This window comes from Bradyrhizobium sp. 44, from assembly GCF_023073095.1.
GTDB lineage: Bacteria > Pseudomonadota > Alphaproteobacteria > Rhizobiales > Xanthobacteraceae > Bradyrhizobium.
The window spans coordinates 289,499-316,377 of sequence record NZ_JADPIY010000008.1 but is presented as its reverse complement, the minus strand read 5'-3'; the positions used below and the strand labels follow the sequence as shown (position 1 = coordinate 316,377).

The following is a 26,879-nucleotide window of genomic DNA, read 5'->3' as shown; positions in this document are numbered from 1 at the left end:
ACCCATAACCACGGGATGTGGTTTGACGATGACTCGGAGTTACCAGTTCGCGCCCACAACTTCTCCCTGGGGTTATGGGTCCCGGCTTTCGCCGGGACGACATAGGAGTTATTGGCGCGGTCCTGGCCCTACTTCGTCAGCGGACAGCCGCTCTCCTTGGCCGTGAAGAACGCCTTCTCGCCGGGAACGACCGCGAGCTGCTTGTAATAGTCCCAGGGCTTCTTCGATTCGGAGGGCTTCTTGACCTCGAACAGATACATGTCGTGGACCATGCGGCCGTTCTCGAGCACCTTGCCGCCTTGCGCGAAGTCGTCGTCGACCGGCAACTCCTTCAGCTTGTTGGCGACCGCATCCGGATCCTTGGTGCCAGCGGCCTTGACCGCCTTGAGATAGCTCAGCGTCGCCGAATAGGTGCCGGCTTGGATCATGTTCGGCATCCGGCCGGTGCGCTTGAGAAAGCGTTCACCGAGATTGCGGGTGCGGTCGTTGATGTCCCAGTAATAGCCTTCGGTCAGCACCAGGCCTTGCGCGGCCTGCAAGCCGAGGCCGTTCACTTCGGCGAGCGTCATCAAGAGGCCCGCGAGCTTCTGGCCACCGGTGACGATGCCGAACTCGGACGCCTGCTTGATCGAGTTGGTGGTGTCGAGGCCGGCATTGGCAAGGCCGACGATCTTCGCCTTCGAGCTCTGCGCCTGGAGCAGGAAGGAGGAGAAGTCCGAGGAGTTGAGCGGCACGCGCACCGAACCGAGCACCTTGCCGCCATTGGCGGTGACGATCTCGCTGGTGTCCTTCTCCAGCGCGTAGCCGAAGGCATAGTCCGCAGTGAGGAAGAACCAGCTGTCGCCGCCGGCCTTGGTCAGCGAGCCGCCGGTGCCGACGCCGAGCGCGCGGGTGTCATAGGCCCAGTGGAAACCATAGGGCTGGCAGGCATCGCCGGTGAGGCGCGAGGTCGCAGCGCCAACCACGATGTCGATCTTCTTCTTTTCCTTGGAGAGCTCGTGGATCGCGAGCGCGACCGATGAGGTCGTCAGCTCCGTGATCATGTCGACGTTCTCGACATCGTACCAGCGGCGCGCGATCGAGGTCGCGAGATCCGGCTTGTTCTGGTGGTCGGCGGTGACGAGCTCCACCTTCTGACCCAGCACCTCGCCGCCGAAATCCTCGATCGCCATCCTGGCGGCCTCGACCGACCATTTGCCGCCGTAATCGGCGTAGACGCCGGACTGGTCGTTGAGGATACCGATCTTGACGCCTTGCGCATAGGCCGGCGCGGCCGCCAGCAAGGCCGAAATTGCGACAGCGGCCAAAAGTGCTGATTTCATAGGTTGCTCCCAGCAGTTTTCTGTTTTGAAATCGCGCGGATACTAGTGAAGAACCCCGGCGGTGCCCATCCATTTCGGCCTAGGCCGTTAGTAGGAAAGATCGGCGTCCAACCCAATGCTGTCGTCCCGGCGAAGGCCGGGACCCATACCGCGGAATCCATCGGTTGCATTCGGCAGGAGCACCGAACGACGTGTCTTCGCCAAACCACGTTCGGTGGTTATCGGTCCCGGCCTTCGCCGGGACGACAGCGTGAATATCGGAGCGTCGGTTGCTGCCACTGATACTTATGGAGCCACCGCCTTCGGCTTCCCCTCGTTCTTCCCCTCGGCCAGGTTCCTCACCACCACGTAGAAGATCGGCGTGAACAACAGCCCGAACAAAGTGACGCCGATCATGCCGAAGAACACGGCGACACCGACGGCTTGCCGCATCTCCGAACCGGAGCCGGACGAGATCACCAGCGGCAGCACGCCGAGGATGAAGGCGAAGGACGTCATCAGGATCGGCCGCAGGCGCAGGCGGCAGGCGTCGATCACGGCCTCCAGCCGCGGCTTGCCTTCCTTCTCGATGTCGCGGGCGAACTCGACGATCAGGATCGCGTTCTTCGCCGCCAATCCCACCAGCACGACGAAACCGATCTGGGTGAGGATGTTGACGTCCTGCCCCATGATGCGCACGCCGATGGTGGCGGCTAACAGGCACATCGGCACGATCAGGATCACCGCGAACGGCAGGGTCCAGCTGCCATATTGCGCAGCGAGCACCAGATAGACGAACAGCACGCAGATCGGGAACACGTAGAGACCCGCATTGCCGCCCGTGATCTGCTGGTACGACAGGTCGGTCCATTCGAAGGTGAAGCCGCTCGGCAGGGTATCGTCGGCGAGCTTCTTGATGGTGTTGAGCGCGGTGGTCGAGCTGGTGCCCGGCGCCGGCTCGCCCTGCAGTTCGGACGCCGCATAGAGATTGTAGCGCGCGACGCGGTCGGGGCCCGAGACGTCCCTGAACTCGACCACGCTGCCCAGCATCACCATGTCGCCGGAGGCGTTCCGCGTGCGCAGGCGCGACAGGTCGCTCGGCTCTTTCCGGAACGGGAAGTCCGCCTGTGCGGTGACGTGATAGGTGCGACCGAACAGGTTGAAGTCGTTGACATAGGTCGATCCGAAATAGGTCTGGATCGTGTCGTTGATGCCGGCGATGGGAACGCCGAGCTTCTGCGCCTTGGTGCGGTCGATGTCGACGAAGAGCTGCGGCGTATTGGCCGAGAACGGAGAGAACACGGAGGGAGCGAGCAGCGAGGGCGATTTGCGCGCCGCGGCGACAAGCTCGTCAGTAGCTGCGGCGAGCATCTCCGGCCCACGGCCCTGGCGGTCCTGGATGCGGATGGTGAAGCCGCCACCGGTGCCGATGCCGGGCACGGCCGGCGGCGGAATCACGATGATGAAGGCACCCTGAATCGCGGCCAGGCGTTTGCGCAGCTCGACCGTGATGGCGTTCGCAGACAATCCCTTCTTGATCCGCGCCTCGGGCTCGTCGAACACCGGGAAGAGCGCCGCCGCGTTGCCGGCCTGCGTCCGCGTCGCGCCGGAGAAGCCGGCGAAAGCGGCGACGCGGATGATACCTGGCGTATCCAGCGCGATCCGCTCGATCTCGCGCACGACCTCGGTGGTGCGTGCCAGCGAAGCGGCGCCCGGCAATTGCACGGAGATGATGACGTAGCCGCGGTCCTGCGCCGGAATGAAGCCTTGCGACGTGGTCCCGATCAGCCAGCCGGCGCTGCCGATCAGCACGACGTAGATCAGGATCATCACCGCCGAATGCCGAATCACGAAATTGGCGAGGCCCGCATAGCCATGCGCCAGACGGTCGAACACGCGGTTAAAGACGACCGTAAAAGCGTTCCAGCCGCGTGCAAGGATATTCCAGCGCGCCGGCGGCCGCTTCTCCTCGTGCGGGACGAGGAGAAGCGAGGCCAGCGCCGGCGATAGCGTCAACGAGCAGAAGCAGGAGATTGCGGTCGCGACCGCAATGGTGACGGCGAATTGCTGGAAGAATTGCCCGGATATGCCGCCCAGAAACGCAGTCGGAACGAACACCGCGCAGAGCACCAGCGCGATCGACACCAGTGCGCCGCCGACCTCCTCCATGGTCTTCAGCGCGGCGTCGCGCCGGCTCATGCCATGCTCGAGATGCCGCTCGACATTCTCGACCACCACGATGGCGTCGTCGACCACGATGCCGACGGCGAGAACGAGCCCGAACAGCGTGAGATTGTTGATGGAGAAGCCGAGCGCCGCCATCACCGCGAAGGTGCCGACCAGCGAAACCGGGATCGCGATGATCGGAATGATCGCGGGTCGCCACCCTTGCAGGAACACCAGAACCACGATGACCACGAGCAACATGGCCTCGTAGATGGTCTTGATCAGCTCATGGACGGACTGCGCGATGAACTCGGTCGGGTTGTAGCCGATATTGAAGTCGAGGCCCTTCGGAAAGGTCTCCTTCAGCTTCGTCATCGTGTCCGAAATGTTCTTCGCGGTCGCGAGCGCGTTCGATCCCGGCCGCTGCGTCACCAGCATGGCGACCGCCGACTTGCGCAGCAGGAAGCTGTTGGTGGAGTAGGCGAGAGCACCGAGCTCGATGCGGGCGACGTCGCGCAGGCGCACCGTGCGGCCGTCGGAGCCGGCCTTGATCAGGATGTCCTCGAACTGCTTCTGGTCTTTCAATCGCCCGGTAAAGGTGAGGTTCGGCTGGAAAGCGCGATCCGCGATCGGCGGCTCGGCGATCTGGCCGCCCGCGATCTGCACGTTCTGCGCACGGATCGCGGCGAGCACTTCGGCCGACGTCAGGCCGAGATTGGCGATTCTATCCGGATCGAGCCATAGCCGCATCGAATAATCGCGTGCGCCGAAGATCTGGATGTCGCCGACGCCGTCGATCCGCAGCAGCTGGTCGCGGACCTGGAGCAGCGCGTAGTTGGAGATGTAGAGCTGGTCGAAAGTGTCGTCGGGCGACAGCATGAACACGACCATCAGAATGTCGGGCGAGTTCTTGCGTGTGGTGACGCCGTTGCGCTGAACCTCTTCAGGCAAACGCGGCTGCGCGATTGCGACGCGGTTCTGCACCAGCACCTGGGCCTTGTCGAGATCGGTGCCAAGCTTGAAGGTGACGGTGATGGTGAGCTGGCCGTTCGAGGTCGCCTGGCTGTAGAGATACAGCATGTCCTCGACGCCGTTGATCTCCTGCTCGATGGGAGCTGCAACCGTGTCGGACACGGTCTGCGCGGAGGCGCCGGGATATTGCGTGGTGACGACGACGGTCGGCGGCACCACTTGCGGATATTCGGAGACCGGCAGCGTGGTGTACGCGAGCGCGCCGACGATCAGCAGCACGATCGACAGCACCATCGCCAGGATGGGCTGGTTGATGGAGAGACGGCCAAGATTCATGACTTGTCACCGGGCTTGCCACCGGCCGGCGCTGGCGCCGTCTGCGGAGCGACTTTGGCGCCGACACGGGCGCGCTGGATGCCGTTGACGATGACGCGATCGTCAGCCTTCAGCCCTTCGCGGATCACGCGCAAGCCATCATCGAGCGGCCCTAGCGTCACGGGACGCGCCTCGACAGTGTCGTCCGGCTTCACCACGAACACGATCTTGCGCGACTGGTCGGTCGCAACCGCGACGTCGGGAATCAGCAGCGCCTCATATGGCGCGCTGCCGATCAGGCGGACGCGACCGAACTGACCCGGCAGGATTGACAGATCGGTGTTCTTGATCACGGCGCGGCTGCGCAGCGTGCCGGTGGAGACATCGAGACGGTTGTCGAGGAAATTGATGCTGCCTTCACGGGATGGTTTCGTCTCGCCGGCGAGCGTCACCAGCACCGGGTTCGCCGTATCGCGCGAGCTCGGGCGGCGGCCTTCGAACCACAGCTTGCTGTATTTGATGAAGGTCGCCTCATCCATGTCGAAATAGATATAGATCGGGTCGAGCGTCACGATCGAGGTGAGCAGCGTCGACGTTCCGGTATCGCTGCCCTGCACGAGATTGCCAGGGCTGACGAGATGGCGGCTGACGCGGCCGGTCAGCGGCGCCGTCACATGCGTGAATTCGATATTGAGCTTGGCGACTTTGAGCGCACCCTCGGCCTGTGTTTCGGCAGCATGCGCGGCCTGCAAGGCCTGCCGGCGCTGATCGACAACCTGCTCGGAGACGGCGCTGGTCTGCACCAGGCTCAAACCGCGATCGAGCTCCCGCTTTGCAAGCTCCACCTTGGCACGCGCATCGGAAAGCTGCCCCTCCGCCTGCGTGGCCACCGCCTCGAACGGACGTGGGTCGATGACATAGAGCAGATCGCCCTGACGAACGATGGCGCCATCCTGGAATTCGACAGAGTTGACAAACCCACCGACGCGCGGGCGGACCTGCACCTCCTCCATGGCCTCGAAGCGGCCGGTGAACTCGTCCCAATCGGTGACGGTGCGCTTGACCGGCTGGGCGACGGTCACCGGCGCGGGCGGCGGGGCGGCCGCTTGCGGGGTCGGCTGTCCACAGCCCGCAAGACCGAATGCCGCGGCGAGAAGCCCCGCGATCACGCGAGGTCGAGGCGAAACGAAATCGTGCCTTTTGACAAACTGCTCGCTGCCGTCCGGTCCAGTCATCCCAGGTCCTCGCATAAAAACCGCGGAAATAGCAGGGTACGCCTGTACCCGCGGGCGCCACAAGATGGGTCGCAATGGTGAACTCTTCAAGACCAAAGCGCGCGCAAGGCTCGGCGAGATGCCCTAGCCGGATGATGGGTTGACAGGTTCTTCTTCGCCTCTCCCCGCCTGCGGCGAGAGCTATTGCATCTGACAGAAAAACTTGGGGCATTGACGCTTCCACAGCGTCATGGCCGGGCTTGACCCGGCCATCCACGTCTTGCCCCGTGGCGCAAAGAACGTGGACGCCCGGGCCTTCGCCTCGCAGAAGCGGCTTCGGCCGCGCAGGCGGGACAAGCCGGGCATGACGACCTCTCGGCCAGCGTCTTCGCGCATGACGAATGCCGCCAGCGCGGTTAGACTACCCCCCACAAAAATAAGTCGAATCGTCCGGGGAGGACAGGCGTGCACCAGGGACGTGTCGTTTACGGCGCGATCGAGGAAGTCGTGTTCGGCCATCCCGCGGCCGAAGCCGTGGTCGCGCAGATGGACCGGCTGGGGACGCGCCGCGCCTTCCTGATGGTCTCGGGGACGCTCAACCGCCAGACCGACGAAATCACGAAGATCAAACAGGCCCTGGGCACAAATTGCGCGGGCGTCTTCGATGCCATGCCGGCGCACACCCCGCGGGAGGCGGTGATCGCCGCCACCAATGCGGCGCGCGGCGCGGGCGCCGACCTGATCGTCACCGTGGGCGGCGGCTCGATCACCGACGGGGCCAAGGCGGTGCAGCTCTGCCTCGCCAACGGCATCGACGATGTCGACGGCATCGAGCGTATCCGCGTGCACAAGGGCGTCGCGCCCGAGATGAATGCGCCGACCGTGCGTCAGATCAGCGTCCCGACCACGATCGCCGGCGGTGAGTTCAGCTCGGTTGCTGGTGTCACCGACCGCACCGCCCATGTGAAACAGATGCTGCGGCATCCGCTCAGCGTTCCGCGCGCGACGATCCTCGATCCGGCCATCACCGTGCACACGCCGGAATGGCTGTTCCTCTCGACCGGCATCCGCGCCATCGATCATTGCGTCGAGGCGATCTGCTCGCGCGAGACGCATCCCTATGCCGACGCGCAGTCGGTGAAGGGCCTCGCCATGCTCGCCGACGCGCTGCCGCGGGTGAAGGCCGACCCTGGCGATCTCGACGCGCGCATGGATGCGCAGATCGGCACCTGGCTGTCGATGGGCGCGCTCGCCGCCGGCGTGCCGATGGGGGCGAGCCACGGCATCGGCTACGTGCTGGGTGCAGCCTTCGACGTGCCGCATGGCTACACCTCCTGCATCATGCTGCCGGCCGTGATGCGCTGGAATGCGCCCGACAATGCCGAGCGCCAGATGATCGTCGCGGCCGCAATGGGCTTTCCGGGTCACAAGGCGGCCGATGTGCTGGATGCCTTCATCCGCTCGCTCGGCATGCCGCGCAGCCTCGCCGATGTACGCGTCTCGCCGGAGCATTTCGACGCCATCGCGGACGCTGCGATGCGCACGAACTGGATTCCGCGCAACCCGCGCAAGATCGACGGCCCCGCTCAGGTGCGCGAAATCCTGCTTCTTGCCGCATGATCTAAAGCCGGAGGACCGATGTACCCAGGTCAGCATGCCCGCCTGCGCCCGCTCCAGCCCGCCTTCATCATGGCGGCGACTGGCGAGGCCGTCACCTATCGCGAGCTCGATGCGCGCAGCAATCGGCTGGCGCATTTGTTCCGCAAGCACGGCTTGAAGCGGCTCGACCATTATTCGATCTTCATGGAGAACAATTCGCGCTACCTCGAAGCCTGCGGCGCGGGCGAGCGCTCCGGCCTCTACTACACTTGCATCAACTCGTTCCTGACGCCGGGCGAGCTCGCTTATCTCCTGGTCAACAGCCAGTCGAAAATCCTGATCACGTCGGTTGCGAAGCTTGAGATCGCGCGCGAGGCGATCAAGGTCTGCCCCGACATCAAACTGTGCATCGTCGCCGACGGCCCGGGCGAGAGCGAGCGCATCGTCGACCTCACCGAGGTGACCGCCAATCTGCCGAAGACGCCGATCCCGGACGAATGGCTCGGCACCGCCATGCTGTATTCATCGGGCACGACGGGACGGCCAAAAGGGATTCTGCGACCCCTTCCGGAGGAGCCGCCAAAGCACAATCTGCCGTTGTTCGATTTCCTGACCAAGCTTTGGCGATACCGCGAGGGCATGATCTACCTGTCGCCGGCGCCGCTCTATCACTCCGCGCCGCAGGCCGCCGTGAACCTCACGATCCGGATGGGCGGCACCGTCATCATCATGGAAACGTTCGATCCCGAGCGTTACCTCCAGCTCGTGCAGCAATGGGGCATTACTCATACCCAGTTGGTGCCGACGATGTTCTCGCGCATGCTCAAGCTGCCGGAGGAGGTGCGCACGCGCTATGACCTGTCGTCGCTCGAGATCGCGATCCATGCCGCCGCCCCCTGCCCGGCCCTGGTGAAGGACGACATGATCAAATGGTGGGGACCGATCATCCACGAATATTACGGCGCGACCGAAGGCCTTGGCTTCACCGCCTGCGACAGCGCGGAATGGCTCGCCCATCGCGGCACCGTCGGCAAGGTGCTGCTCGGCGAGCTCCATATTCTCGACGAGACCATGAAACCATGCCCCACCGGCACGCCAGGACAGGTCTGGTTCAAGACGGCCTCGCCTTTTGAATATTTCAACGATCCGGAGAAGACCAAGGAGGCGCGATCGGCGGACGGCAGCATGAGCACGGTCGGCGACGTCGGCTATGTCGACGAGGACCGCTTCCTTCATCTAACAGACCGCGCGACCTTCATGATCATCTCCGGCGGAGTGAACATCTATCCGCAGGAGTGCGAGAATTTATTGATCACCCATCCAAAGGTTGCGGACGCCGCGGTGTTCGGCGTGCCCAATCCCGACCTCGGCGAAGAGGTGAAGGCGGTGGTGCAGCCGATGCCCGGCATCGTGCCGGGCGAGGCGCTCGCCGCAGAGCTGATCGCCTTCTGCGGGGCGTCGCTGTCGCGGCAGAAGGTGCCGCGCTCGGTCGATTTCGAAAAGGAGTTGCCGCGGCTGCCGACGGGGAAGCTGTACAAGCGGCTGCTGCGGGACCGCTATTGGGGGAACAAGGCGTCCAGGATCGTGTGAGGGGCTTGGCCGACGCGCGCCACACACTTGGTGTCGTCCCGGCCTAGTGCGCAATTGCGCACTAGGCCGGGACGACGGTGGAGCTAGTGGCCAGAGATTGGGCTCCCTCACTTTGTGAGAGAAAACCCCTGCGGCCTTCCGTCATCCGAATTGCCAAGAGAGTGGCAGACCTTGCCGGTTGCCTCACCGCGCGCGCGTCGCTATCGTCCCCTCAAACAGGCCGCAAAAGGCCTAAGGACAAGATGTCCAGGGAGGACGAGGATGCGGAGCGTACGAGCGCTCGCCGCGACGGCGGCGCTATCTTTGCTGGCGTTTTCGACCATTGCATTCGCCGGCGAGCCCAAGCAGGGCGGCATTTTGCGGATGTACCACCGCGACAGTCCCGGCAACGCCTCGATCCACGAAGGCGCGACCTACTCGCTCAACGTTCCCTTCATGCCGGTCTTCAACAACCTCGTCATCTACAAGCAGGACGTGGCGCAGAACAGCATGGACACCATCGTGCCCGAGCTCGCCGAGAGCTGGGCCTGGGTCAACGACAACAAGACACTGACCTTCAAGCTGCGCCAGGGCGTGAAGTGGCACGACGGCAAGCCGTTCACCTCGGCGGACGTCAAATGCACCTTCGACATGCTGATGGGCAAGTCGCAGCAGAAGTTCCGGCAGAACCCGCGCAAGAGCTGGTACGAACAGGTCAACGATGTCTCCACCAACGGCGATCTCGAGGTCTCCTTCAACCTGAAGCGGCCGCAGCCTTCGCTAATTGCACTGCTCGCCTCGGGCTACACGCCGGTCTATCCCTGCCACGTCTCACCCGGCGACATGCGCACGCACCCGATCGGCACTGGCCCGTTCAAGTTCGTCGAGTTCAAGGCCAATGAATCGATCAAGCTGACTCGCAATCCCGATTATTGGCGCAAGGGGCGGCCCTATCTCGACGGCATCGAGTTCACCATCATCCCGAACCGCTCGACCGCCATTCTCGCCTTCGTCGCCGGCAAGTTCGACATGGCCTTCCCGACCGAAGTGAGCATCCCGCTTCTCAAGGACGTCAAATCGCAGGCGCCGAACGCGGTCTGCGTGGTCGAACCCAACAATGTCGCCACCAACATCATCGTCAATTCGTCTGCGCCGCCGTTCGACAATATCGACATCCGCCGCGCCATGGCGCTGTCGCTCGACCGCAAGGCCTTCATCTCGATCATGTTCGAGGGCCAGGGCGACGTCGGCGGGACCATGCTGCCGCCGCCGAATGGGCTGTGGGGCATGCCGAAGGAGATGCTCGAGACCATTCCGGGCTACGGCCCCGACATCAACGCCAACCGCGAAGAGGCCAAGAAGCTGATGCAGAAGGCCGGTTACGGACCGGATAAGCATCTCGCGGTCAAGGTCTCGACCCGCAACATCCCGGTCTATCGCGATCCCGCCGTGATCCTGATCGACCAGCTCAAGAGCATCTATATCGACGGGGAGCTCGACGTGGTCGAGACCGCAAACTGGTTCCCGAAGATCGCGCGCAAGGACTACATGCTCGGGCTCAATTTGACCGGCAATGCCGTCGACGATCCCGACCAGTCCTTCTACGAGAATTATTCCTGCGGCTCCGAGCGCAACTACACTAATTACTGCAACAAGGAGATCGAAAAGCTGTTCGATGTGCAGTCCCAGGAGACCGACATCAACAAGCGCAAGAAGCTGGTGTGGGACATCGACAAGAAGTTGCAGGAGGACGTCGCCCGCCCGATCATCTTCCACGCACGGACCGGCAGTTGCTGGCAACCTTACGTCAAGGGCGTGACGGTGATGTCCAACAGCTCCTACAATGGCTATCGTTACGAGGATGTCTGGATGGACAAGTAGCGCGGGCGACTGACGGGTTCGACGGGAGGCGATGCATGTTTGCCTATCTGGTGCGGCGCCTGTTGCTGATGCTCGTGACCCTGTTCGGGATCTCGATCGTCATCTTCTTCCTGCTGCGCATCGTCCCCGGCAACATCGTCGACATCCTGTTTGCCGCGGCCGGCTATGTCGATCCCGCCGACAAGGCCAATTTGGAAAAAGAGCTCGGCATCGACCAGCCGCTGGTGGTGCAATATTGGCACTGGATCAGCGGCTTCCTGCGCGGCGATTTCGGCTACTCCTACGTCTCCGAGAAGCCGGCGCTCCAGGAGATCCTGCCACGGATTCCGATCACCGCACGGCTCGCCGGGCTGGCGCTGCTGTTCTCGGCGTCCATCGGCATTCCCCTGGGCGTGATCAGCGCAGTGAAGCAGGGAACGAGGCTCGACTACGCGTTACGTGTGGTGAGCCTCAGCGGATTGTCGCTGCCATCGTTCTGGCTGGGCCTGCTTATCCTCACCGCCTCGGTCGCGATGTTCAACCAGATGCCGATCTTCAACCCGAATCCGGCGACCTGGCTGGAAGCCTTCGCGACCTATGCCGTGCCCGCCGCCGCCGTCGGCTTCCGCAGCGCGGCGCTGACCATGCGCATCACGCGGTCCTCGATGCTGGAGGTCCTGCGGCAGGACTATATCCGCACCGCGCGTGCCAAGGGCGCATCGGATGCCGCCGTGAACTACCAGCATGCGCTGAAGAATGCGATTCTGCCCGTCATCACCGTGATCGGCATCGAGGCGGCGTTCCTGATCGGCGGCCTCATCGTGACAGAGACGGTGTTCAACATCCCCGGCGTCGCGCGTTTCCTGGTCGAGGCGATTCGCTGGCGCGATTATCCGATCGTGCAGAACCTGGTGATGCTGATTGCCATCGTCGTGGTAAGCGCGAACTTCATCGTCGACATGCTGTACGCCGTGTTCGACCCGCGCATCAGGTACACGGATTAGGAGAACCTGTTGGCCGCAATCGACTATGACGTTGAACTGAGGCGCGCCGGGGCGCACGCGACCGTCGGCTGGCGGCGCGTGCTGTTTTTGGCGCAGCGGCATGTGTTGGGTGCGGCCGGGCTCGTCATCATGACCCTGTTCGTGTTCACCGCGATCTTCGCCGACTTCATCGCGCGTTACGATCCGCTGACGATCGATGCCGCCCGGGCACTGGCGCGTCCAAGCCTGGCACACTGGATGGGGACGGATTCCTTCGGCCGCGATGTCTTCAGCCGCATCATTCATGGCGCGCGGATCTCGCTCGCGGTCGGCATCGGCTCGACCGCACTCGGTGGCTCGATCGGCGTCATCGTCGGCCTCACCTCCGGCTATCTCTCGGGCTGGGTCGATCTCGTGTTTCAGCGTGTCTCCGATGTCCTGCAGGCGCTGCCGCTGCTGGTGCTGGCCCTGATCATGACCGCGGCGCTTGGGCCGTCCTTGCCGAACGTCATCATTGCGATCGCCATTCCGCTGATCCCGACCGTCTCGCGCGTCATCCGCGCCAACACGCTGGCGCTGCGCGAGCTGCCATTCATCGAGGCCGCCAAGTCGATCGGCATGAGCGAGGTACGCATCGCGCTCCGTCACGTGCTGCCGAACACGCTGGCGCCGCTGATCGTGCTTGCGACCGCCCAGCTCGGCTCGACCATCCTCACCGAAGCCTCGCTCTCCTTCCTCGGCCTCGGCATACCCGAGCCGTACCCGTCGTGGGGCCGCATGCTCTCTGAATCCGCCGCCGAATATGTCCGCACCGCGCCTTGGCTGGTGATCTTCCCGGGCATCGCCATCAGCCTCGCGGTGTTCGGCGCCAATCTGTTCGGCGACGCCTTGCGCGACATCCTCGATCCACGGCAGCGCGGCTGATGGCTGACAAATCCGATCTCGTGCTCGAGGTGAAGAACCTGAAGACGGTGTTCTTCACCAACTCCGGTCTGTTCAAGGCCGTCGATGATGTGTCCTTCACGGTGAAGCGCGGCGAGACGCTGGCGATCGTCGGCGAATCCGGCTGTGGCAAGAGCGTCACTGCACTATCCCTGATGCGGCTGGTGCCGGATCCGCCCGGCCGCATCGTCGGCGGCTCCGTCACGCTTGAAGGCACCGATCTTCTGACGCTGGACGAAGCAGAGATGCGCGCCGTCAGGGGCAACCGCATCTCGATGATCTTCCAGGAGCCGATGACCTCGCTCAATCCGGTGATGCGGATCGGCGACCAGATCGTCGAGGCCGTGCGGCTGCACCGGAACATGTCGAGCAAGGAGGCCCGGGACATCGCGATCGAGATGCTGCGCCTGGTGCGCATCCCTGAACCGGCTCGGCGCGCGCGGGAATATCCGCATCAACTGTCCGGCGGCATGCGCCAGCGCGCCATGATCGCGATGGCGCTGGCGTGCCGGCCGGCGCTGCTGATCGCGGACGAGCCCACGACCGCGCTCGACGTCACCATCCAGGCGCAGATCCTGGCGCTGATCCTGGACCTTCAGAAAGAGCTCGGCACTGGGCTCGTGCTGATCACCCATGATCTCGGCGTCGTCGCGCAGACCGCGCAGCGGGTCATCGTGATGTATGCGGGACGGAAGGTCGAGGAAGCGAGCGTCGAGGCACTGTTCGCCGCGCCGAAACATCCCTACACGCGCGGATTGATGGCCTCGATCCCGGCGGTGCCGGCGCCGGGCGTCGCCGCGCCAGCACGGCTGAACGAAATTCCCGGCACGGTGCCGTCGCTGGTGCGGCTGCCCAAGGGCTGCGCGTTTGCGCCTCGCTGCAAGCTCGCGATCAAGCGCTGTGAGGCCGAATATCCGCCGCTCACCGACTGGGGCGGTGGCCATCTCGCGGCATGCTGGCGGGCGGCCGAAGTGGCGGAGGTGGCATGACCGAGGCGCTGCTCGAAGTCACCGATCTCAAGAAGCACTATCCGGTGCGCGCCGGCGTGTTGCGTCGACAAATCGGCACAGTGCATGCAGTCGACGGCGTCTCATTTTCGGTTGGGGTGGGCGAGACGCTGGGTCTCGTCGGCGAATCCGGCTGCGGCAAGTCGACGGTGGCGCGCAGCGTGCTGCGGCTGGTCGAACCGACCTCGGGCCAGATCCGCCTCGAAGGCGAAGACATCACGCATCTGTCCAAGTCCGCGTTGCGGCCACATCGTCGTTCGATGCAGATCGTGTTCCAGGATCCTTTCGCCTCTCTAAATCCGCGGATGACTGCCGGAGACATCGTGGGCGAGCCGCTGTTCGTGCACGGGCTCGCGACCGGCAAAGCGCTGGAGGCGCGTACCGCAAACCTGTTCGAGCAGGTCGGCTTGCGGCCCGACCAGATGCACAATTTCCCGCATCAATTCTCTGGCGGCCAGCGCCAGCGCATCTGCATCGCCCGCGCGCTGGCGCTGGGGCCGCGGCTGATCGTCTGCGACGAGCCGGTCTCCGCGCTCGACGTCTCGATCCAGGCGCAGGTGATCAATCTCCTGATTGACCTGCAGCGCGAGCACGGTTTCTCCTACCTCTTCATCGCGCATGACCTCGCGGTGGTCGCTCATATCAGTCACCGCGTCGCCGTGATGTATCTCGGCCGCATCGTCGAGATTGCCGACAAGGACGAGCTGTTTGCAAATCCGCGCCATCCCTACACGCAGGCGCTGCTCGCCTCGGTACCGGTCGCCAATCCGCTTGCCAAAAAGCTCGTGCCACTGGTCGACGGCGACGTGCCAAGCCCGGTCAATCCGCCGCCGGGATGCGCGTTTCACACCCGCTGCCGGTTTGCGATGGAGCGATGCAGGACGGAGCGGCCGGCGCTGGTGGATGCGGGCGACGAGCACCAGGTCGCGTGTTTGCTCAACGACGGGACGGGGCGGGGCCAGTAGCCCATGTCGTCCCGGCGAAGGCCGAGACCCATAACCACAGGATCGGGTTTGGCGAAGACTCGGAGTTACCTGCTCGCCCAATAACCGCTGCCTGGGAGTATGGTCCCGGCCTTCGCCGGGACGACGAGTTGAGTTCGGGGTGCCCTACCCCGCCCCGATCTCGGCCACGATCCGGCCCGTCGTCACCTGCTCGCCCTCGGCGACGTCGATCGCGGCGACCACGCCGTCGATGCCGGCCTTGTGGACGTGCTCCATCTTCATCGCTTCCAGCGTCATCACCGGCTGACCGGCACTGACGCGGTCGCCCGGCTTGACCAGGACGGCAACGACGCGGCCGTTCATGGCGGCACGAACCTTGCCGTCGCCGCCATTGCTTGCGGCGGCCTTCGGCGCGGCGAGCGTGAGATCGGACGCCGCGAGCGGGATGCCGCGGCGCTGGAGGTGGAGCCGGTCGCCATCGCGTAGGAATTTGGCCCTGTCCATCACGCCGTCATGACGGAAGCGGATCACGTCGAGATCGAGCTGATCGATCTCGAACTTGTCTTGCCGGCCGTCGCTGGCGACAATGTAGCTGCCATCGCGTTCGCGCCAGACTTCAAGCTCATACGCCTGGCCTGCGATCTCGATCTTCGCCGGTAGCGGGAACGTTGCCGCGAGGCTCCGTCCGCGGCGCCACGACGGTGCCTGCGGGTTCGTGACGTAGAGCAGCAGGCCGGCCAAAGCGACATCGAATGCGGCGTCCGTGCCCGGCGCCAGCAACTCGTCGCGATGCGCGCCAATGAAGGCCGTGGTCGCCTCGCCCTTGGCGAAGCCGGGATGACGCAGGCATGACAGCAGGAACGCCTGATTGGTGGTCACGCCGAATGCGGTCAATTGTTCAAGGCCGACGATCAGCCGCCCCCTTGCCTCCTCGCGAGTCGCGCCATGGCCGATCACCTTGGCGATCATGGAATCGTAGAACGGCGGAATCTCCGAGCCCGATTGCAGCGCATGCTCGACGCGGATGCCATCCGGCACCTGCCAGCACGCCATGCGTCCGGACTGCGGCATGAAATCATGCGCCGCATCCTCGGAGCACAGCCGCACCTCGATGGCATGGCCTTCGAAGCGGATGTCCTGCTGCTTCACCGGCAATGGCTCGCCGCGCGCGACGCGCAGCTGCAATTCGACGAGATCAAGCCCGGTTATCGCCTCGGTCACGGGATGCTCGACCTGGAGGCGCGTGTTCATTTCCATGAAGTAGAATTCGCCGCTCGCATCGAGCAGAAATTCGAGCGTGCCGGCGCCCTCGTAGCGCAGCGCCTTCACCGCGGCGACCGCGACGTCGCCCATCTTCGCGCGCAGTTCCGGCGTCACAGCGGGCGACGGTGCCTCCTCGATCAGCTTCTGGTGGCGCCGCTGCACCGAGCAATCGCGTTCGCCGAGATGGATGGCGTTGCCATGGCTGTCGCCGAACACCTGAATTTCGATGTGACGGGGATTCTGGATGGCGCGTTCGAGGATCACGGTCGGATCGCCAAACGCCGCCTTCGCCTCGGACCGCGCGCTACGCAGCGCATCAGGAAACGACGACGCGTCCGTCACGAGCCGCATGCCGCGTCCACCGCCGCCGGCGACCGCCTTGATCATCACGGGAAAGCCGATCTCTCTCGCCTCCGCGAGCATGACCTCATCGCCCTGATCGGCGCCCTGATAGCCGGGCACGACGGGAACGCCGGCCTTTTTCATGATCTCCTTGGCACCGGCCTTGTTGCCCATTGTTTCGATCGCCTGCGGCGACGGGCCGATGAAGACGAGGCCGGCATCCTTGCAGGCCTGCGCAAACTCCTCGTTTTCGGCGAGGAAGCCATAGCCGGGATGAACGGCATCCGCGCCACTGGCCTTTGCAGCCGCAACGATCGCGGGAATGTTGAGGTAGGACTGCGCCGGCAGCGGCTCGCCGATGCGCACGGCCTGGTCGGCCTGTTGCACATGGAGCGCGTCGCGATCCGCATCCGAATAGACCGCGACGACACCGAGCCCGAGCTTCCACGCACTGCGCATCACCCGTAACGCGATCTCGCCGCGATTGGCAATCAAGACCCTGAAGAACGGTCGGTGCTGCGTTGAACCGTTCCTCATGGGCGGGCCACCGAGAATTGCATCCGCTGCGGTGTCCGCGCGTCGCCCTCGCGGCAAATCGCGAGCACTTCCGACAGCACCGCGCGGGTGTCGCGCGGATCGATCACGCCGTCGTCGAGCACGCGCGCGCTGGTCGAGAACACGTCCATCTGGCCGTCGAACACGCCGACGATCTGCGCCTTCATGGCATCGAGCTTTTCCTTTTCGACCGGCTTGCCGCGGCGCGCGGCGGCGGCTTCGGTGACGATCGCCATGGTCTCGGCGGCCTGCTCACCGCCCATCACGGCGGTCTTGGCGTTGGGCCAGGAGAAGCAGAAGCGCGGATGGAAGCCGCGCCCGCACATGCCGTAATTGCCGGCGCCGAACGAGGCGCCGCAATAGATGGTGATCTGCGGTACCGTCGCCGACGTCACCGCCTGGATCATCTTGGAGCCGTGCTTGATCATGCCGGCTTCTTCGTAAGCTTTGCCGACCATGTAGCCGGTGGTGTTGTTCAGATAGAGCAGCGGCGTGCGGGTCTGGCAGCACGCCTGGATGAAATGCGTCGCCTTGTTGGCACCGGCCGGATCGAGCGGACCGTTGTTGGTGATGATGCCGATGGCTTGGCCCTCGATGCGGGCATGGCCGCAGACGGTGGCCGGGCCGTAGTTCGGCGCCATCTCGGTGAAGTCGGAATCATCGACGATACGTGCGATCACCTGCTTCATGTCGACGGCGCGCTTGTGGTCCATCGGCATGATGCCGAGCAGCTCGTCCTGGTCGTAGCGCGGCGGCTTATATTCCGCGCTCGCCCTGCCCGGCCGCTCCCATTCCAGCGCCGCCATGATCTCGCGCGCGATGCGCAGGGCGTCGCGGTCATCCTCGGCGAGGTAGTCGCCAAGTCCCGACACCTGCGTGTGCATCTCGGCCCCGCCAAGCTCCTCCTCGGTTGCGATCTCGCCGGTGGCGGCCTTCAGCAGCGGCGGGCCGGCGAGGAAGGCGCGGGTGCGGCCACGGACCATGACGATGTAGTCGGACAGGCCGGTCTGATAGGCGCCGCCGGCGGTCGAGGAGCCATGCGTCACGGTGACGACGGGCAGCCCCGCCGCCGAGAGCCGCGCGAGGTTGCGGAAGATGTTGCCGCCGCGAACAAAATCCTCGACGCGATAGCGCAACAGATTGGCACCGGCGCTTTCGACCAGCTGGACATAGGGCAGCTTGTTTTCTAACGCGAGCTCCTGCACCCGCAGCGTCTTGTCGAGGCCGTAGGGCTGGAGCGCGCCGGCATCGATGCCGGAATCGTTGGCGCTGACCATGCAACGGATGCCCGAGACGAAGCCGATGCCGGCGATGACGCCGCCGCCGGGCACGCTTTTGTCCGGATCCGATACGTCGAACATGAAGCCGGCGAGCGTGGACAGCTCGATGAAGGGCGCGCCGGGATCGAGCACCAGCGCGACGCGTTCACGCGGCAACAGCTGGCCGCGCTTGTGGAAGCGGCCTTTCGCCGCGGCTGATGCCGCACGCGTGCGCTCTTCCAGCGCGCGCATGCGGTCAATCAGGCCAAGCATGCCGTCGCGATTGGCGCGGTAGGCGGCGCTGCCGGGGGAGATGGCGTTTTCGAGAATGGACATAACTCAATCCTGCTCGTCATTGCGAGGAGCGAAGCGACGAAGCAATCCAGGCTGCATCCACCGAGAGATTCTGGATTGCTTCGCTTGCTCGCGATGACGGTTGAGGCGATAATTTACCTATTCGTCCCAAAAATCTTTCGCGCTTCCGCCGGGCTCGCTATCTCGCGGCCCGCACGGCGGGCGCAGGCGGCGATGGCCTCGATCAGCTGGCCGTTCGACGTCACCTTCTTGCCGTCGGCGAGATAGAAGGCATCTTCGAGACCGGTGCGCAGATGACCGCCGAGCTCCGCACAGCGCTGGTGCAGCGGCCAGATCTCTTCGCGGCCGATCGCGGTGACCTGAAATTGCGCCTCGGGACGCTTCAGCTTGATCAGGATCGGCAGCAGATCGGGATCCGACGGCATGCCGGAGGCGACGCCCATCACAAAGTTATACTCGAGCGGGCCCTTGTACATGCCGACCTGGCGGTACATGCCGACGCAGCGGACGATGCCGACGTCAAAACATTCGAATTCGGGGATGGTACCGACCGCGTTCATGACGTCGAGATAGTCCTTCACCTTCTCGACCGCATTGTCGAACATCATCGGCGGCCAGGCCCAGCTGTTGTCGGCCTTCACCTTCAGATAGTTCAGCGAGCCGGCATTGCAGGCGGCGATCTCCGGCCTGGTCTCACGGATGCAATCCAGCGCACCGCTGTAGTTCGGCCCGGAGACGCCGGAGGTGTGGTTGATGATCACGCCGGGGCAGGCTTCGCGGATCGCCTGCTGGATCTCCTTGCTGACGCTGACCTCCCAGGACGGCAGATGCCCCTTGTCCGGCGCCTGCTGACGCAGATGGATGTGCATGATGGACGCGCCGGCATCGAACGCAGTCTTGGCCTCGCGCGCCATCTGCTCGGGCGTCACAGGCACGTTGTGCTGCTTCGGGTCGGTGAGCACGCCGTTCAGCGCGCACGTGATGACGGCCTTGTCGCTCATGCCTTGAATGTCTCGCACGTTGATAATTCAACGCTTGCGATCATGTGATGGGCGGCATGCGGCTTCTTGCGCGGAGAAGCTGGAAAACGGAAGTCGTAGGGTGGGCAAAGGCGCTCTTGCGCCATGCCCACCATGTCTCAGCGTGGATCGAAGATGGTGGGCACGCTTCGCTTTGCCCACCCTACAAGAGCAATCAACTCGCCTCCGCAAGCCTCACCGTCTCGGTGCTGCGATAGATCGCAAGATCCCGCGAGCCGACGAAGATCGCGCGCGGCTTCAGGCCGTAGAAGCGGCGGATCGAGTGGCTGAAATGGGTGGAATCGGGATAGCCGATGTCCTGCGCGAGATGGGCCAGATTGAGGTCCTGGTTGGCGAAGTGCAGCAGATGCCGCGCGCGCTTCCAGGCGCGGAAGGAGCGGAACGAGATGCCGGTCTCTTCCTTGAACAGATGCAGGAAACGCGAAGCGGAAAGTCCGGCGTCCGCCGCGCATGTGTCCGCCGTCACGGGCTCACCCGTGAAGCGGCCGATACGGGCGACTGCACGCGTCACGCGGGGGTCGAGCACCCGGCGCGGCAGCGCTTCGCCAAAACACATCTCGTCGAATTCGGCGGTGGTGATGTCGCCGTAGCGACGCTGGCGCAGCAGCGTGTAGGCGGCGAGGATCTTGCGGGCATAGACGGCCTTGTCGGGTCCGGTGAGCCGCTCGGCCAAGACCTCGATCACGCCATCAGGCATGCTCTCCGGCTCCAGCGTGACGCTGATCGCGGTGCGATAGTCGCTGGCAATGGAATGCCGCTGGTTCGGCAGGGTGACGAACAGCTCGCCAGTGGCGAAGGCATCATCGATCGTCAGATGCAGGCTGCCCTTGACCGCGACATAGACGTGACAGCAGCCGGGGGTCCGCTTGCGGGGGCGGCCGAGCAGGCCGGCATAGAATACCCGCTCCGGCGTGATCAGCATCAAATGGTCGGATTCGCGACCGTTATCTTCCATTGGGATCCTCCTCGCGCGGCTCTTTGGCCGCTGCGGACGGAGGTCACCTTAGCGGAAATCTGGGCGCTGTCACGGCGGGATAGCGCTATCATGAAGCGCAAAACGGCGGCAATCCGGGACGGATGGCGGACGACCTGGAACTCCTGGCGATATCGTCGTCCCGGCTTTCGCCAGGACGACAGCTAAGCCCTCACCCTTGGCGCGACGTTCTGCTCGACGCCGGCCTGTTGCTCCGCAGCAACCGCGCGCTTGAAACCATCCCGCTGCTGCAAGCGCGCCCAATAGGCTGCGACATTTGGCCCAAAATCCTTGGCGAGCCCGATAGTATCGGCGAGGCGGAGCGCGTAGCCGATCACGATGTCGGCGGCCGTGAAGCGGCCGGCGCACAAAGCCTCGGTAGTTGCGGTGGCTGCCTCGACGGCGCGCAGCCGGCCCAAGAACCATTTGGCATAGTCGCCGGCGACCTGCGGATTGCGGCGCTCTTCCGGCTCGAGCTGGGTGTATCGAAGCACCAGCGTCTGCGGGAAGGTTAACGTGGCGTCGCTGAAATACATCCAGTTCAGGAACGCGCCATAGGCGGGATCCTCCGGCCCGACCATCAGTGGCGTCGGTCCATGTCTGACGCCGAGATAGTGGCAGATGCCGGACGATTCCGTCATCCTGGTCTCGCCATCAACCATGAAGGGAATGGTGCCCAGCGGATTGAGCGCGAGGTATTCCTTGGCGAAGACCCGCGGCGGGAACGGCAGCATCTTCAATTCGTAGGGAAGTCCCATTTCCTCCAGCATCCAGAGCGGACGGAACGAGCGCGCGCCGTAGCAGTGATAGAGCGTGATCATCAGGAAATTCCTTTGCTGCCGGGCAGCGTGCCCATCATCTTGCACAGGACCATCAGCATGACCTCGTCGGCGCCGCCGCCAATCGATGTCAGGCGGCTGTCGCGATAGGCTCGGCTGACCGGCGTCTCGTTGGTAAAGCCCATTCCGCCCCAATATTGCAAGCAGGCGTCGGTAAGCTCGCGGCCGAGCCGCCCGGCCTTCAGCTTGGCCATGGTCGCCAGTTTCGTGACATCCTCGCCCGCCACCAGCGCCTCGCCGGCACGGTAGATCAGCGCGCGCAACAGCTCGACCTCGGTCTGCATCTCGGCAAGCTTGAAATGGACGACCTGGTTGTCGAGGATCGACTTCCCGAAGGCCTCGCGGTTGCGGGTGTATTCGATGGTCTCGTTGATGATGTATTCATGCGCCTTCAGGCAGGCGGCCGCGCCCCAGAGGCGCTCCTCTTGGAACTGGATCATCTGATAGGTAAAGCCCTTGCCCTCCTCGCCGATCCGGCTGCGCTTGGGCACGCGGACATTGTCGAAGAAGATTTGTGCGGTATCCGACGAGCGCATGCCCATCTTGTCGAGCTTGCGCGCGACAGTGACGCCCTTGGTCTTCATGGGCACGCAGATCAGCGACTTGTTGCGGTGAACGGGTCCGTCGCCGGTATTGGCGAGCAGGCAGATCCAGTCGGCCTGAGTGCCGTTGGTGATCCACATCTTGCCGCCATCAATGACGTAGTCGTCGCCGTCCGCGCGCGCATTGGTCTTGATCGAGGCGACGTCGGAGCCCGCGCCGGGCTCGGAGACGCCGATGCAGGCCACATAGTCGCCAGAGATCGAGGGCGCCAGGAATTCGCGCCGCACCTCGTCGGAGCCGAACCGCGCCAGCGCCGGCGTCGCCATGTCGGTCTGCACCCCGATCGCCATCGGCACCCCGCCGCAATTGATGGCGCCGAGTTCCTCCGCCATCATCAGCGCGTAGGAATAGTCGAGGCCGGATCCGCCGAATTCGACCGGCTTGTTCAGTCCGAGAAAGCCGAGGCTGCCCATCTTCCTGAACAGCTCGTGCGCCGGGAAGATGTCGGCCTGCTCCCATTCATCGACGTGCGGATTGATCTCGTTGGCAATGAATTTCTGTAAGGAACGACGGATCTCGTCGTGGTCGGCGGTAAACAGCATTGCTTCCTCTCGTCGTCACAATCCCATCTGCCGCGACGCCAGATCCTTCATGATCTCCTCGGTGCCGCCGCCGATGGCGTTGACCTTGACCTCGCGGTAGATGCGCTCGGCCTTGATGCCGCGCATGAAGCCGGCGCCGCCAAAAATCTGCACGGCTTCAGAGGCGCAGAATGCCATGGTCTGGGTCGCCTGGTTCTTCATCATGCAGATTTCGGCGACCGGGCTTTCACCCTGCTCCAGCCGCCAGGCCAGCATCTCCAGCATCGCTTGCGACGCGGCGACCTTCTGCGCCATGTCGACGATCTTGTGGCGGATCACCTGGTGCTGCGCGAGCGGCTTGCCGAAGGTCTTGCGCTCCTTGGCGTAGGCAATGGCTTCGTCGAGGCAGACGCGCGCGAACGCGGTGCAGCCCGCCGCCATGCCCATGCGCTCGCTGTTGAAATTCCGCATGATGATCTTGAAGCCCTGGCCTTCCTCGCCGATCAGGTTTTCCGCCGGTACGCGGCACTCGTCGAAATGCAGGGTCGCGGTGTCAGAAGCCCACCAGCCCATCTTCTTCAGCTTTGTCCGGGACAGGCCCGGCGTATCCCCCTCGATCAGGAGCAGGCTGACGCCGCCGGCGCCCTCACCCCCGGTGCGCACCGCAACGGTCAGATAGTCGGCGCGCATACCCGAGGTGATGAAGGTCTTCTCGCCGCTCACGACGTAGTGATCGCCATCGCGCCGCGCCTTGGTCCGGAGGCTCGCAACATCAGAACCGCCGCCCGGCTCGGTGATCGCGAGCGCGGAGATTTTCTCACCCGCGAGCACCTGAGGCAGCACGCGCGCCTTGACCTCGGGGCGCGCGGCCCGCGCGACCGGCGGCGAACCGATCGTATGGCTCATCAAGCTGGCGCTGACGCCGCCGGCGCCGGCCCGCGCCAGCTCCTGGCTGGCGACGATCTTCATGAACTGGTCGGCGGCGATCCCGCCATATTCCTCGGGGAAACCGAGCCCCAAGAGCCCGATCTCGGCCGCCTTGCGATAGAGGGCGCGGGGGAATTCGCCGCCCTCGTCCCACTCGTGGGCGAAGGGCGCAATCTCTTTGTCGACAAAGCGGCGCATCACGTCACGAAAGGCGTCATGTTCGGCGGTATAGAATGGGCTCATCATCGCACTCTCGCCCTGCTGGCGGATTCGTCTCGTGCACCATGGCCGGAACTTTGACAGCTCACTTGCGCGGAGTGGCTGGCCAAGGCTCCCCTCCAAGCAGGCTCGCTCTAGCAACTCAACGCAAGACGATTTTCATCGCTCGCGCGCCAACTCCGGATCAAAAAAAGGCGTGGTGCACAAACTCCGGCTGGCCCCAGGGCCATGCCGGGCATGGTGCATGGCAATAGGGACGCGGGCGGCACCAGACCGCCGAGGGAGGAATTTTTGGCCGTTCGTTACTACGACTGGATCGCCCACCATGGCCGCCGCACGCCGCACAAGGTCGCGGTGATCGACCTCGCGAGCGAGCGCCGCTTCAGCTATGCGCAACTCGATGCGCGCATCTCTCGTCTCGCCTCGTTTCTGCGTCATACGCTGAAGGTCTCGCGCGGCGAGCGGGTCGCGGTACTGGCGCTGAACACGACCGATACGCTGGAGGTGCAATTCGCCTGCGGGCGATTAGGTGCGATCTTCGTGCCGCTGAACACCCGGCTCACCGTTCCCGAACTCCAGTTCATCACCGGCGATTGCGCCCCGAAGGTGATGATCCACGACACCGATCTCGCCGAAACGGCACTTGCCGTGGCGAAGCTCTGCGGCATTGAGACGAGCCTGCTGCTTGGTCCCGGCGGGACTTACGAGGCCGGCATCGCCGCCGCAAAGCCACTGGGGAAAATCGAGGAGGTCACCCTCGATGATGTCTCGACCATCATGTACACCTCCGGCACGACGGGTCATCCCAAGGGCGCCACCATCACCCATGGCATGACCTTCTGGAATTGCGTCAATCTCGGCGGCCCCGCCTGCATCGGGCCATCCTCGGTGCTGCTCACCGTGCTGCCGCTGTTCCACACCGGCGGACTGAACTGCTACACCAACCCGGTGCTGCACGCCGGTGGCACCGTGATGATCATGCGCGCCTTCGATCCCGGCACGGCGCTTGGCCTGATCAACGATCCCGCGCAGGGCATCAACGTGTTCTTCGGCGTGCCCGCGATCTACCAGTTCATGGCCCAGCATCCGTCCTTCGCGACCACCGACCTCGGCCGGCTGATCGTCGGCGGTGTCGGCGGCGCACCAATGCCGGTGCCGCTGCTCAAGGTGTGGGAGGCGCGTGGCGTCGCGCTCCAGCAGGGCTACGGCATGACCGAGACCTCGCCGGCGGTGCTGGTGCTCGACCGCGAGGATGCGGCGCGCAAGGCCGGCTCGGCCGGCAAGCCGGTGCTGCACACCGAAGTGCGGATCGTGCGACCCGATGGCAGTGACGCCGATATCGGCGAGCTGGGTGAGCTCTGGGTCAAGGGACCGAACATCACGCCCGGCTACTGGAACAGGCCGGAGGCGAACAAGACGTCGTTCACCGACGGATGGCTGCACACTGGCGACGCGACACGCGTCGACGAGGAAGGCTTTTACTACATCGTCGACCGCTGGAAGGACATGTACATCTCCGGCGGCGAGAACGTCTATCCGGCTGAGGTCGAGAACGTCCTGCACCAACTCAACGCCATCGCGGAAGCCGCCGTGATCGGCATTCCCGATCCGCAATGGGGCGAGGTTGGCCTCGCCATCGTCGCGGCGAAGCCGGGCCAGCGGTTGACCGAGGCCGATGTCTTCTCGCACTGCGCGGCGAATCTCGCGCGCTTCAAATGTCCGCGCCAGGTCCGCTTCGTCGATGCGTTACCACGCAACGCCACCGGCAAGATCCACAAGCCGACCTTGCGCAAGGAATTCTCGATCACTTCCGAAGTCGACAAGAAAGCCGCCAACGCCTGATCAAAGCGCCCCTCTCGCGGGCGCTTTTCTTTTTTGAAGTGCCAAAGTCAGAAGAAACCCCAAAGAAGCCCCAAGGAATTTACATGAACAAGAAACTCTCCCTGTTTGCCGCGGCAACGGCGATGACGCTGTTTGCGACCCACTCCGCGTCTGCCCAAAAAGCGTACGACACCGGCGTCACCGACACCGAGATCAAGATCGGCAATGTCGAGGCCTATTCCGGCCCGGCTTCCGCCTACGGCGTCATCGGCAAAACCGAGGAAGCCTATTTCAAGATGATCAACGACCAGGGCGGCATCAACGGCCGCAAGATCAACTGGATCTCCTACGATGACGGCTACTCGCCGCCGAAGACGGTTGAGCAGATCCGCAAGCTGATCGAGAGCGACGAGGTCTTCCTGGTGTTCAACGCGCTGGGCACGCCGACCCAGACCGCCGTGCAGAAGTATCACAATTCCAAGAAGGTGCCGCAGCTGTTCCTCGCCACAGGCGCCAGCAAGTGGAACGACCCGAAGAATTTTCCCTGGACCATGGGCTTCCAGCCCAGCTACCGCGTCGAGGCACAGATCTTCGCCAAGTATATTTTGAAGGAGAAGCCGGACGGGAAGGTCGCGATTTTCTATGCCAACGACGATTTCGGCAAGGACTACCTCGCCGGTATCAAGGACGTGTTCGGCGACAGGGCATCGAAAATGATCGTGGCGGAAGAGAGCTACGAGACGTCGGAGCCTTCGATCGATGCCCATATCGTCAAGCTCAAGGGGACCGGCGCCGACGTCTTCGTCAACATCGCGACCCCGAAGTTTGCGGCGCAGGCGATCAAGAAGATTGCCGAGCTGGAGTGGAAGCCGATGCATCTCATGACCGATGTCTCGGTCTCGATCGGCGCGGTGATGAAGCCGGCCGGCCTCGAGGCATCCGAAGGCGTGCTGTCGGCCGGTTATCTGAAGGACGCGTCGGACCCGCAGTGGAAGGATGATGAGGGCATGAAGAAGTTCATGGTCTTCGTCGACAAATACATACCCGGCGCAAATATTTCGGACGCCAATCTGGTTTACGCCTATGCCGCAGCCCAGACCATGGTGCAGGTGCTGAAGCAGGCGGGCGACAATCTGACCCGCGAGAATGTGATGAAGCAGGCAGCGAGCCTCAAGGACTTCGTCCCCGACACCCTGATCCCGGGCATCAAGATCAACACCTCGGCCACGGACTTCGCGCCGATCGAGCAGCTCAAGATGTGGCGATTCAAGAAGGGCCAGTGGGAGCTGTTCGGCGACATCATCAGCGCCGAAACCGGCGGCTAGTCGAC

The 26,879-nt window shown here is 64.0% G+C and carries 19 protein-coding genes; 9 read left to right on the top strand and 10 right to left on the bottom strand.

Going from position 1 to position 26,879, the window contains the following annotated elements; all coding sequences use genetic code 11:
• Nucleotides 1–128: 128 nt before the first annotated feature.
• From IVB41_RS03450 to IVB41_RS03440, 3 genes are all read right to left on the bottom strand, one after another.
• Nucleotides 129–1,322 (bottom strand): ABC transporter substrate-binding protein, encoded by a 1,194-nt coding sequence (locus IVB41_RS03450; protein WP_247426709.1) that lies wholly within the window; start codon nt 1,320–1,322, stop codon nt 129–131.
• Between the two features lie 285 nt (nt 1,323–1,607).
• Nucleotides 1,608–4,775 (bottom strand): efflux RND transporter permease subunit, encoded by a 3,168-nt coding sequence (locus tag IVB41_RS03445; RefSeq protein WP_247426706.1) that lies wholly within the window; start codon nt 4,773–4,775, stop codon nt 1,608–1,610.
• The gene (locus tag IVB41_RS03440) at nt 4,772–5,989 is read right to left on the bottom strand and encodes an efflux RND transporter periplasmic adaptor subunit (RefSeq protein WP_247426702.1); all 1,218 of its coding nucleotides are present in this window, start codon (nt 5,987–5,989) and stop codon (nt 4,772–4,774) included. Before IVB41_RS03440 ends, IVB41_RS03445 begins: the two co-directional genes overlap by 4 nt.
• Before the next feature lie 444 nt (nt 5,990–6,433).
• Here IVB41_RS03440 and IVB41_RS03435 point away from each other — a divergent pair, with 444 nt between their 5' ends.
• The 7 genes from IVB41_RS03435 (at nt 6,434) to IVB41_RS03405 (ending at nt 14,893) form a co-directional block, all read left to right on the top strand.
• Nucleotides 6,434–7,588, top strand: coding sequence for an iron-containing alcohol dehydrogenase (locus IVB41_RS03435; RefSeq protein ID WP_247426698.1), 1,155 nt, complete (start codon nt 6,434–6,436; stop codon nt 7,586–7,588).
• 18 nt (nt 7,589–7,606) lie between these two features.
• Nucleotides 7,607–9,157 (top strand): AMP-binding protein, encoded by a 1,551-nt coding sequence (locus IVB41_RS03430; protein WP_247426695.1) that lies wholly within the window; start codon nt 7,607–7,609, stop codon nt 9,155–9,157.
• Nucleotides 9,158–9,418: 261 nt separating this feature from the next.
• Entirely contained in the window at nt 9,419–11,017 is a 1,599-nt protein-coding gene (locus IVB41_RS03425; RefSeq protein ID WP_247426691.1) for an ABC transporter substrate-binding protein, read from the top strand.
• A 35-nt stretch (nt 11,018–11,052) separates the two neighbouring features.
• Nucleotides 11,053–12,000, top strand: a complete 948-nt coding sequence (locus IVB41_RS03420; protein ID WP_027565975.1) for an ABC transporter permease — start codon at nt 11,053–11,055, stop codon at nt 11,998–12,000.
• 9 nt (nt 12,001–12,009) lie between these two features.
• Complete coding sequence (locus IVB41_RS03415; protein WP_018455966.1) at nt 12,010–12,903, top strand: ABC transporter permease; 894 nt, start codon at nt 12,010–12,012, stop codon at nt 12,901–12,903.
• Nucleotides 12,903–13,910: an ABC transporter ATP-binding protein gene (locus IVB41_RS03410; RefSeq protein ID WP_247426688.1), complete on the top strand. Its 1,008-nt coding sequence runs from the start codon at nt 12,903–12,905 to the stop codon at nt 13,908–13,910. Before IVB41_RS03415 ends, IVB41_RS03410 begins: the two co-directional genes overlap by 1 nt.
• Nucleotides 13,907–14,893 (top strand): ABC transporter ATP-binding protein, encoded by a 987-nt coding sequence (locus tag IVB41_RS03405; RefSeq protein ID WP_247426685.1) that lies wholly within the window; start codon nt 13,907–13,909, stop codon nt 14,891–14,893. Before IVB41_RS03410 ends, IVB41_RS03405 begins: the two co-directional genes overlap by 4 nt.
• A gap of 144 nt (nt 14,894–15,037) precedes the next feature.
• Here the strand turns inward: IVB41_RS03405 and IVB41_RS03400 are convergent, their stop codons facing one another.
• From IVB41_RS03400 to IVB41_RS03370, 7 genes are all read right to left on the bottom strand, one after another.
• A complete protein-coding gene (locus tag IVB41_RS03400) occupies nt 15,038–17,014 on the bottom strand; it encodes an acetyl-CoA carboxylase biotin carboxylase subunit (protein ID WP_247426682.1) in 1,977 nt (658 codons plus the stop codon).
• Nucleotides 17,011–18,627 (bottom strand): acyl-CoA carboxylase subunit beta, encoded by a 1,617-nt coding sequence (locus tag IVB41_RS03395; RefSeq protein ID WP_247426679.1) that lies wholly within the window; start codon nt 18,625–18,627, stop codon nt 17,011–17,013. Before IVB41_RS03395 ends, IVB41_RS03400 begins: the two co-directional genes overlap by 4 nt.
• A 113-nt stretch (nt 18,628–18,740) precedes the next feature.
• Entirely contained in the window at nt 18,741–19,607 is an 867-nt protein-coding gene (locus tag IVB41_RS03390; protein WP_247426676.1) for a 3-keto-5-aminohexanoate cleavage protein, read from the bottom strand.
• A 193-nt stretch (nt 19,608–19,800) separates the two neighbouring features.
• The gene (locus IVB41_RS03385) at nt 19,801–20,601 is read right to left on the bottom strand and encodes an AraC family transcriptional regulator (RefSeq protein WP_247426673.1); all 801 of its coding nucleotides are present in this window, start codon (nt 20,599–20,601) and stop codon (nt 19,801–19,803) included.
• Nucleotides 20,602–20,783: 182 nt separating this feature from the next.
• A complete protein-coding gene (locus tag IVB41_RS03380) occupies nt 20,784–21,440 on the bottom strand; it encodes a glutathione S-transferase family protein (protein WP_247426670.1) in 657 nt (218 codons plus the stop codon).
• Entirely contained in the window at nt 21,440–22,603 is a 1,164-nt protein-coding gene (locus IVB41_RS03375) for an acyl-CoA dehydrogenase family protein (protein WP_247426667.1), read from the bottom strand. Before IVB41_RS03375 ends, IVB41_RS03380 begins: the two co-directional genes overlap by 1 nt.
• A 15-nt stretch (nt 22,604–22,618) precedes the next feature.
• Complete coding sequence (locus tag IVB41_RS03370; protein ID WP_247426664.1) at nt 22,619–23,755, bottom strand: acyl-CoA dehydrogenase family protein; 1,137 nt, start codon at nt 23,753–23,755, stop codon at nt 22,619–22,621.
• A 264-nt stretch (nt 23,756–24,019) separates the two neighbouring features.
• Between IVB41_RS03370 and IVB41_RS03365 the strand changes: the two genes are divergently transcribed.
• Both IVB41_RS03365 and IVB41_RS03360 read left to right on the top strand, forming a co-directional pair.
• Complete coding sequence (locus tag IVB41_RS03365) at nt 24,020–25,570, top strand: long-chain fatty acid--CoA ligase (RefSeq protein ID WP_247426661.1); 1,551 nt, start codon at nt 24,020–24,022, stop codon at nt 25,568–25,570.
• Nucleotides 25,571–25,653: 83 nt separating this feature from the next.
• Complete coding sequence (locus IVB41_RS03360; RefSeq protein WP_247426658.1) at nt 25,654–26,874, top strand: ABC transporter substrate-binding protein; 1,221 nt, start codon at nt 25,654–25,656, stop codon at nt 26,872–26,874.
• Nucleotides 26,875–26,879 lie beyond the last annotated feature (5 nt).